The sequence below is a fragment of the Caldisalinibacter kiritimatiensis genome, assembly GCF_000387765.1.
Classification (GTDB): Bacteria; Bacillota; Clostridia; order Tissierellales; family Caldisalinibacteraceae; genus Caldisalinibacter; species Caldisalinibacter kiritimatiensis.
Genome location: NZ_ARZA01000047.1, coordinates 24,262 through 32,485 on the forward strand (window position 1 = coordinate 24,262; position 8,224 = coordinate 32,485).

General features: G+C 26.7%; 11 protein-coding genes. 9 read left to right on the plus strand and 2 right to left on the minus strand.

The window, feature by feature from the left end; translation table 11 throughout:
• The first annotated feature begins 7 nt into the window (after positions 1 to 7).
• Entirely contained in the window at positions 8 to 730 is a 723-nt protein-coding gene (locus L21TH_RS01670) for a pseudouridine synthase (protein WP_006307496.1), read from the plus strand.
• A gap of 52 nt (positions 731 to 782) precedes the next feature.
• Here L21TH_RS01670 and L21TH_RS01675 read toward each other — a convergent pair whose 3' ends face one another.
• The gene (locus tag L21TH_RS01675; RefSeq protein ID WP_006307502.1) at positions 783 to 989 is read right to left on the minus strand and encodes a heavy-metal-associated domain-containing protein; all 207 of its coding nucleotides are present in this window, start codon (positions 987 to 989) and stop codon (positions 783 to 785) included.
• A 274-nt stretch (positions 990 to 1,263) separates the two neighbouring features.
• Between L21TH_RS01675 and L21TH_RS01680 the strand changes: the two genes are divergently transcribed.
• A complete protein-coding gene (locus tag L21TH_RS01680) occupies positions 1,264 to 1,824 on the plus strand; it encodes a DUF6648 family protein (RefSeq protein ID WP_242826489.1) in 561 nt (186 codons plus the stop codon).
• A 32-nt stretch (positions 1,825 to 1,856) separates the two neighbouring features.
• Here the strand turns inward: L21TH_RS01680 and L21TH_RS01685 are convergent, their stop codons facing one another.
• Positions 1,857 to 2,453, minus strand: coding sequence for an MltG/YceG/YrrL family protein (locus tag L21TH_RS01685; protein ID WP_006307506.1), 597 nt, complete (start codon positions 2,451 to 2,453; stop codon positions 1,857 to 1,859).
• Between the two features lie 262 nt (positions 2,454 to 2,715).
• On the opposite strand from L21TH_RS01685, the gene L21TH_RS01690 reads away from it, so the two are divergent.
• The 7 genes from L21TH_RS01690 to L21TH_RS01715 form a co-directional block, all read left to right on the plus strand.
• Entirely contained in the window at positions 2,716 to 3,690 is a 975-nt protein-coding gene (locus tag L21TH_RS01690) for an RluA family pseudouridine synthase (protein WP_423219130.1), read from the plus strand.
• 80 nt (positions 3,691 to 3,770) lie between these two features.
• Positions 3,771 to 4,235: a GNAT family N-acetyltransferase gene (locus tag L21TH_RS01695; protein ID WP_006307523.1), complete on the plus strand. Its 465-nt coding sequence runs from the start codon at positions 3,771 to 3,773 to the stop codon at positions 4,233 to 4,235.
• 191 nt (positions 4,236 to 4,426) lie between these two features.
• Positions 4,427 to 4,864 carry a CBS domain-containing protein gene (locus L21TH_RS01700; RefSeq protein ID WP_423219129.1) on the plus strand — a complete coding sequence of 146 codons (438 nt, stop codon included), beginning with the start codon at positions 4,427 to 4,429 and terminating at the stop codon, positions 4,862 to 4,864.
• 216 nt (positions 4,865 to 5,080) lie between these two features.
• Positions 5,081 to 5,248, plus strand: a complete 168-nt coding sequence (locus L21TH_RS14890) for a hypothetical protein (protein ID WP_006307525.1) — start codon at positions 5,081 to 5,083, stop codon at positions 5,246 to 5,248.
• Between the two features lie 219 nt (positions 5,249 to 5,467).
• Positions 5,468 to 6,754 carry a uridine kinase family protein gene (locus L21TH_RS01705; protein ID WP_006307526.1) on the plus strand — a complete coding sequence of 429 codons (1,287 nt, stop codon included), beginning with the start codon at positions 5,468 to 5,470 and terminating at the stop codon, positions 6,752 to 6,754.
• 95 nt (positions 6,755 to 6,849) lie between these two features.
• Complete coding sequence (gene glsA / locus L21TH_RS01710) at positions 6,850 to 7,767, plus strand: glutaminase A (RefSeq protein ID WP_006307528.1); 918 nt, start codon at positions 6,850 to 6,852, stop codon at positions 7,765 to 7,767.
• Positions 7,768 to 7,932: 165 nt separating this feature from the next.
• A partial coding sequence (locus L21TH_RS01715; protein WP_162138476.1) for an NUDIX domain-containing protein occupies positions 7,933 to 8,224 on the plus strand: 292 nt, incomplete at its 3' end.

Genomic DNA, 8,224 nt, shown 5'->3' on the forward strand with positions numbered 1-8,224 from the left:
GGATAATATGTCTAAGAAACAGAGACTAGATAAAATACTTTCAAATATGGGCTATGGTAGTAGAAAAGAGATAAAGAGTATAATAAAAGATGGAAGAGTAAAAGTAGATGGAATAACAATTAATAGTAACAAAATCAAAGTTGACCCATATAAAGCAGAAATAGAAATAGATGGGGAGATAGTAAGATATAGAGAGTATATATATATTATGATGAATAAACCTAATGGAGTTGTATCTTCTACGGACGACCCCTTAAATAAAACCGTTATAGATATAATTGAGGGAAAGTATAGAATATTTAATCCATTTCCTATAGGAAGACTTGATAAAGATACAGAGGGCTTGTTAGTGATTTCTAACGATGGTAAGCTAGCTCATCAGTTATTATCACCTAAGAAGCATGTTGATAAAACATATTATGTAGAAGTAGAAGGAATGGTTGAAGATAATCACATAAGAGAATTTGAAAAAGGCATAGAACTTGAAGATGGTTATAAAACGATGCCTGCAGAACTTGAAATTTTAAGTTCAGGCCCTATATCAAAGGTTAACTTAACTATTAAGGAAGGTAAATATCATCAAGTGAAGCGTATGTTTAAAGCATTAGGGATGAAAGTAGTTTATTTAAAAAGAATATCTATGGGTAAGCTTAGACTTGATGAAACGTTAGAACTGGGTGAATATAGAGAATTAACTGATGATGAATTAGAATTATTAAAGGATAGTTAATGTCAAAATTAGTTAAAGCAAATCACAAAATTGTGATTTGCTTTAACTAATTTTATCTAATATCATTATTAAAATTTTGAATTTCTGAATTAAGTTGATTTGCTGATACAGCATTTTCATCATAGTCAACAGTAACAGTATTAGCAACTGTATCTACTCTTACTGCGTTTACACCTTTCATACTTGATAATGTGTTTCTTATGTAATTAATGTCATTTTCACCTTCAATATTATTTACTGTAAATTTTTTAGATTTCATTTTATCACCTCCATAGTGTATTATTTGCAAGAAAACAATAATTATTATTAAACTCATAAAAATAAGTGTAGTAACCCGCAAGTATAAGAAGTTAAGCAATATATTGTTGTAAATTTTATTAAAAGTATTATATAATTAGAGTAAAACTTGAATATCTTTTATTTTTAAATAATTAGTTCTAAAGAAAAGATAATAACTAAATGTTTTTAAATTAAATAGGATATAAAATATGTTATAATAAAATTATTATAGATTAATTTTGTAGTTAGATAGGGTGTTTATATTGGTTTATACTAAGAATGAAAATATTTTTGATAGTTTTTTTATGAATAGAGATTTTCTTATAATGCAGTTTAAAAATGGAGATATCAATAAAAGAGAGTTTCTACAGTTGAATTTTGACTATATACAAAAAATGAAATTAAAACCTTTTGATAGAATTGATAGTTTTGAAAAGGGAATATATAATTATCAGTATTATAATATGTTAGCAAAATATTATTATATGATGGCAATGGATATAAAAAAGCAGCGTAAACATTTAAGTTATTATAGATTATATTTAGACGAGTGTAAATATTATTATAATGAAAAGGATAAATCAACTTTTAGATTGTTAAAACATTTGAATTATGAAAACGTTGAAGCTTACTATATAAAGGTAAAGTCAAAAAAATTAATGAATAAATTATATGAAATTGTATTAAAAGATTATGAGTATGCAATATTCCATTCAAAGAGTGTATGGTTATTAAATGTTTTAAAAAAAGAAGGACTATTTAAAGAGGGAATTAGAACTTCACTTATTGATGATTATATAAACGAAAAGTATTAATATCAAGTACGAAAAAAGGAGCATCTAAGCTCCTATTTTTTTCGTGCTATTATTTTTATTATTGACTCTAGTGAACTGCTTTCTTTTATTTTAAACTCACCAGATTGTAATTTTGTATCAAGTTCTAGTTCTTGGGCTTTATTTAAAAATTCTTTTTTACTGTCAATAAGATCATTATCTAATAGGATATCAGCTATTTTATTAGGTAATGCTCCCTTTGGAATAACTACAGTAATCACTTTATTAGTTTCTTCTCTAGCATCTATTGTAGTTTTAATTACATCTTGAGCTTCAGTAGATTGTTCTTCATTTTCTTGAGCTTGTGATTGGTCTGTTTCTGAAGTTGTATTTTCAGTATCGTTTATATTTGAATCGTTATCGATATTATGTACATTGTTTTCTGTACTAATATCATTGTCAGGCTCGGAATTTTGATTTAGATTTGGTTCATTGTTAGATTGTTGTATATTATCATTATTTGCAATAATGGGCTTGTCTATTTCATTAGCAAATAAAATATCTAGTCTCCAAGCTATAACTCCAAACATAGTTACAATAATTATCAATATCAATATAAAATCGCTAATATCATATATAAAATCTTTCATACTTTCCGAAAATTTTTTCAAACTCTTCACCCCTAGTATTATTTTGTGACAGAATAAGTATATAATAAAATTAAAGTCAGTTGATATCTAAAAAAGCAAATTATGTTACCTAAACAATTCCATCTAAACTAATAATACCATAATATATTATACCATTTCAACAAAATAAATCTTCATATGAAGTATATAATTTACTATTATTAATGTTTCTGTATTTTGATAGTAGCTAAAGTTTTGTTGTATAATATGTAGGATAAAAATATAACTAAGGAATAAAGGAATGGTGGTAAATTTGAAAGAAATCTTAATCAATAAAAACGAGGCTAATCAAAGAATAGATAAATTTTTAAAAAAGTATTTTAAAGAAGCATCTATGGGGTTTATATTTAAGATGTTAAGAAAGAAAAGAATTAAGTTAAATGGGAAAAAGGCTAAGCCAAAGGATATAATAAAAGAAGGAGATAAGTTACAATTATATTTAGCTGAAGAAACTATAACGAAATTCAAAGGTAAAAATGAAATTGTTGAAGTACCTGTTAGCTTTGATATTGTATATGAAGATGAAAATATTATATTAATAAATAAGCCTAAAGGAATACTTTCGCATTCTAGTAGTAACGAAAATAAAAATACTATAGTGAAGCAATTGATAAGTTATCTTCATAAAAAAGGTGAATATGACCCAGAAAAGGAAAAGACATTCGTACCAGCTATTTGCAATAGACTTGATAGAAATACAAGCGGAATCATAATTGGTGCTAAGAATTATAAATCACTTCAAATAATGAATGAAGTAATAAGAAAGGGAGGATTAAAGAAATATTATATAACTTTAGTAAAAAATAAATTAAATCAAAATAAAGAGATACAAGGATATTTAATAAAAGATAGATATGCTAATAGGGTAAAAATTATTAATAAGAAAATAAAAGGAGCTAAAAAAATACATACATCAATTAATGTTATAAAAAACAATAATGATTTTACTTTGTTAGAAATCGATTTGATAACAGGTAGAACACATCAGATTAGAGCACATTTAGCTTCTATAGGTTATCCTATTATTGGAGATTATAAATATGGAAATGAAAAGATTAATGAATTATTTAAAGACCAGTACAAACTATCTAGTCAATTTTTGCATGCTTATAAAATAGTATTTAAAGGCCTACCACAGGAATTTAAATATTTAAACAACAAGGAATTTAAAGCTGACATGCCGAAAATATTACATAATATAGTAAATGATGTTTTTTAAGTTAGAACAAAAATGTTATAATAGAATAGTATATATAGGGGTATGGATATTATGTATATAGTATCTAGGGGGGCAGACTATTGTATATATATAGAGCAACACGAAATGATATATTTTATTTATTAGATATGTGGAAAAGATTATCAGACTATCATATGAGATTTGAAGACTATATGGAGCCTTCACAAAATTGGAGAGAAGTGTTAATTAGTTTATATAATGATGATTTTGATAGAGCTGATAGATTAATATTAATTGCTAAAGATAAAGGAAAATATATAGGATTTGTTAGAGTAGAGATAAAAACAATTTCGTCTATTTTTCAAAGAAAGGTTACAGGTTACATTAGTGATATATATATTGATGAAGAGTATAGAGGAAGTGGATTAGCGGAAAGTTTTATGAAAGAGGTAAGAAATTGGTTAAAATCAAAAAGGATTTATGATGTTAGGCTAAATGTAAATTCTCAAAACATAAGAGCAATTAATTTTTATAAAAAAATGGGTTTTGATGAAGTTAATAAAACTTTTAAATTAAATATATGATTTTTTTAACCAAATTACTATAAGGTATTCGCTTATTTTTATTAATATATTGTAGATTAAGTAAATGACTATTAACTAAATATAGAACATAAGTTATAGTGGCATTATTTGCCACTTTTTATTTTGTCTAAATTAAAGACGTTTAAAAAATTAAAAATTACATATCCTAAATATGAATAACAATAAGGAGGGTGAATATTTTGAAAATAAGAGATATAATGACAACTAATGTTACATCAGTAAGAACAGATAGTTCTATTAGAGAAGTAGCTAATCAAATGAAGTCACTAAATGTTGGTTCAATGCCAGTATGTGATGGTTCTAATACACCTGTAGGTATTGTAACTGATAGAGACATTGTTTTAAGAAATGTATCACAGGGAAAAGATGTAAATGAGCAAGTGGGAAATATTATGTCTTCAGGTTTGGTTTCAGTAAGTCCAGATACTGATATACATGAAGCAGCAGAAATAATGGCTCAAAATCAAATTAGAAGATTACCAGTTGTTGAAAATGGAAGACTAGTAGGTATAGTTTCAATAGGAGACTTAGCAGTAAGAGATATTTATATAAATGAAGCAGGAGATGCATTATCTAGTATATCAGAGCCTAGCAATCAATTGAGGTAATAAATTGGTTCTTGATGGAACGGGGTAAAGTTCTCCGTTCCATTTTTATACTTATATTATAAGATAAAAGTTTTTATTAACCTATGGAAAAAAAGAATTTAATGCTATATACTTATATATAATAGTCTAAAATTTAGTTAAATTCTGAAAATGAATTCGCTTATATATTTAATAATTAGTATTATTACTCAAATAACAATTGGGGGGAGATGTAAATTGAGTAAGATTGTTGAGACAATAAATTTGAATATAGTGGGTATGGGTGAAGTAGAGGTTAAAAAAGGTGAAAAGTTAAAAAATGTAATAAAAAAAGTTAATGAGAAGTCCCATAAAGATTTTCTGGGTGCTAAAATAAATAATGAAATAAAGCATTTAGATTACTGAATAGATAAGGATAGTGTTATAGAGTTTATCGATATAACTGATAAAGATGGCCTAAGGATATATATAAGAACGTTAAGTTATATTTACATAAAAGCCTGCAATGATTTATTTCAAGACCATAAAGTAACAATAGAACACTCATTAAGTAAGGGACTATATAGTGAAATACATAAACAACAAAAACTAAACAAAGATGAAGTAATAGCAATTGAAAAGAGAATGCAAGAGATTATAGATGCTGATATTGATATTAAAAGGGAAAAAATAAGCATTGATAAAGCAAAAGAAATTTTTCAAGGACAGGGAATGGAAGATAAGTTAAGACTTTTAAAATATAGAGAAAAGGACTATATACATGTATATAATTTAGATGGATACTATGATACATTTTATGGATACCTAGCACCTTCAACAGGATATATTAAAAAATTTGCATTAAAATATTATGAACCAGGTATTATTATTAGATTTCCAAGAAAACAGAGTAACTTTATGCTACCTAAATTTGAGGCACATAATAAATTAGCTAAAATTTTTAAAGAAAGTGAAGAATGGGGAGACATATTAGAAGTAGGAGATGTAGCTTCTTTAAATGATAAAATTAGAGATGGTTCTTTTGAAGAAATTATAAGAATATCAGAAGCGTTACATGAGAAAAAGATAGCATATATTGCAGATAAAATATCTGAAGATAATGATAAAAGAGTTGTTTTAATAGCAGGACCGTCATCATCAGGCAAGACTACTTTTACAGAGAGGCTTTCTATTCAACTAAAGGTAAATGGTAAAAGACCTATCTCTATATCTTTGGACAACTATTTTGTAAATAGAGAGGATACACCTAGAGATGAAAATGGGGATTATGATTTTGAATCTTTAGAAGCTATAGATATAAAGCAATTTAATGAAGATTTGATAAACTTAATGAAAGGAGAAAGTGTAGAATTACCTATATATAATTTTTTAACAGGTAAACGTGAATATATGGGTAATAAAGTACAGATAGATAAAGACCAGCCTATACTTATAGAAGGAATTCATGGACTAAATGAAAAATTAACCTCATTAATACCCCATAAAAATAAGTTTAAAATATATGTAAGTGCTCTTACTCAACTAAATATAGATAGTCATAATCGAATTCCAACTACCGATACTAGACTTATAAGAAGAATAGTTAGAGATGCTAAGTATAGAGGGAATAATGCACTAAAAACATTACAGCTTTGGTCTTCTGTTAGAAGAGGTGAAGAAAAGAATATTTTTCCGTTCCAAGAAGAAGCTGATGTTATGTTTAACTCAGCATTAGTATATGAGTTGGCAATATTGAAGAAATATGCAGAGCCTTTATTAAAGGAGATAGATAGAACAAATGAATATTATTCAGAAAGTAAAAGATTGTTAAAATTTTTAAGCTACTTTAAATCGGCTAATTATGAATCAGATATACCTAAAACATCTATTATTAGAGAGTTTATAGGCGGAAGTTGCTTTAGAGGAGAATAAAATATAACGTGATAAACCTTTTCTTATGTTGTATAATTGAGTTGAATGATAGTAGAAGATTTAGAAATAAAGCATAAGATTAGGAGTTGATACATATGCAAGAATTAATAGATAATATTGTTAAAAAGAATAGTGAGTTAACTAAAAAAGGGAAAGTAGCTGATTATATACCTGCTTTATCTAAAGTTAATCCTGATTATTTAGGTGTAGCTGTTAAAGATAGTAAAGGAAATCTATATTATTCAGGTGATTATAATAAGAAGTTTACTTTACAGAGTATATCTAAAACTATTTCACTTATGCTTGCTTTAATGGATAACGGAGAGGAAAAGGTTTTTGAAAAGGTAGGTATGGAGCCTACAGGAGATGCTTTTAATTCTATTATAAAACTAGAAACTATGGTTCCTTCAAAACCATTAAATCCAATGATTAATGCAGGTGCAATAGCAATAGCGTCATTAATAAAAGGAAAGAATTCAGAGGAGAAGTTTGGTAGGTTGTTAAGTTTGTTTAGAAAAATATCAAGGAATGATAAATTAGATATTAATGAAGAAGTATATTTATCAGAAAAACGAACAGGAGATAGGAATAGAGCAATGGCGTATTTTATGAAAGATGTAGGAATTATTGAAGAGGATGTAGAAGAGGTTTTAGATGTTTATTTTAAACAATGCTCTATTGAAGTAGACTGTGTGGATATAGCTAATATAGGTTTATTTCTTGCTAATAGAGGTATAATCCCTGATACAGGAGAGCAAATTACTTCAGAACATATAGCAAGAACTGTGAAAACTTTTATGGTTACCTGTGGTATGTATAACGCATCAGGGGAGTTTGCTATTAAAGTAGGTGTACCAGCTAAAAGTGGTGTAGGTGGAGGAATAATGGCAGTTGTGCCACATAAAATGGGAATAGGAGTTTTTGGACCAGCTTTAGATGAAAAGGGTAACTCGGTAGGAGGATATGGTATATTAAGGGATTTATCTAAAGAATTCAATTTAAGTATATTTTAAAAGATTCCCTAAATTTTTAGGGAATCTTTTAAAATATATAAAATATTCAGAAAAGTATGATAAAATAAAAATAGATACAAATATACTTAGAAGTAATTAGTTACACTTTTTGTAAATTCACATAATTTATTGTAGGGACAAAATCTTAAATAGAAGGTGATGTTTATGAAATTAATTTATAATATTAAAGGAACAAATGGTGATATAGAAATTAATTTTACTCAAGATGCAGTTAATAGTTTGTCTGATAGTGATAGTAGTCTTGTATTCCCATTTTATAAGGGAAACTTTGTAATGTCTTATCATCTTAAAAGACAAGGTTGGGAAATACCAGCAGGAATTAGAGAGAAAGAAGAAACACCTGAGGAATGTGCTATAAGAGAAGCTTATGAAGAAACAGGTGCTATATTAGATAAATTAAAACCTTTAGGATATTATATAGTAAAAAATAAAAATC